1 protein-coding gene and 1 pseudogene are annotated in these 1005 nt (G+C 49.1%); one reads left to right on the forward strand and one right to left on the reverse strand.

The features are described from left to right. Positions 1-266 (reverse strand): annotated as a pseudogene (locus V7756_RS18870) (two pore domain potassium channel family protein); the annotation flags it as partial. 196 nt (positions 267-462) lie between these two features. Here V7756_RS18870 and V7756_RS18875 point away from each other — a divergent pair. Further along, the coding region (locus tag V7756_RS18875) for a UbiD family decarboxylase domain-containing protein (RefSeq protein ID WP_335611747.1) at positions 463-1005 on the forward strand (543 nt) is incomplete at its 3' end.

Consider the following 1005-nt stretch of genomic DNA (forward strand, 5'->3'; position numbering starts at 1 on the left):
CAATCGAGCAGTGAGCCGTCAAAATTTCCCCCCAGCTGACTTCCAGTATCCCACTTCAGCATCAAGAAGTAGCCCACTGCAAAAATCCAGACTTCTACTACATGCGCAAAAAATGCTCCAGCCACACCAGCAAGAACCCGGAAGCGAGGAGGAATACGCAAGGAGGGTAATAGCATGGCAAGGCGATACAGCACTTCGTAGTGCACCAGCACAGCAATGCCGATAACGACGCCATTGAAAATAAAGACTGAGGCCAAGCTATTCAAACGTTTATCCCATCTGATACATCTTTAAAGAATATAGATAGTAATAGTATTAACGAACAATTGTCACCGGCCTTTATTGTCTTTCCCTGCACAAAGCCTACCCAAAGAAAATTATGGCCTGGCTGATAGTTGCAATCCCCTCCTATTGCCGTAACACTTTGCACACTTATATCTGTGGCCTTTACCCAATATGACCATAAAACATTCTGACCTGCGGGAATTTATCGATTTTCTGGAACAGCGCGGCGAATTAAAGCGCATTACAGCGGAAGTTGACCCCAATCTGGAAATGACGGAAATCTGCGACCGCACCCTGCGTGCCGGTGGGCCTGCACTGTTGTTTGAAAACCCCAAGGGGTTTGATATTCCGGTACTGGGCAATCTGTTTGGCACCCCGGAACGCGTTGCTATGGGTATGGGCCAAGAGAGCTTGTCGGGTATGCGAGAAGTGGGTGAACTACTGGCATTTTTGAAAGAACCTGAACCGCCCAACGGCATGAAAGACCTGTGGGAAAAGCGCCATCAGTTTAGGCCTATTCTGAATATGGCCGCCAAAGTGGTAAAAAAAGCACCCTGTCAGGCCATTGTGATTGATGGCGATGAGGTTGACCTGGGCAAACTGCCCATTCAAACCTGCTGGCCCGGTGATGCTGGGCCATTAATCACCTGGCCGCTGGTGATTACCCGGGGGCCGGAAAAAGAACGGCAGAATCTGGGTATTTATCGCCAACAAGTGATC

Origin of the sequence: Halopseudomonas sp., from assembly GCF_036961105.1 — a bacterium.
Classification (GTDB): domain Bacteria; phylum Pseudomonadota; class Gammaproteobacteria; order Pseudomonadales; family Pseudomonadaceae; genus Halopseudomonas.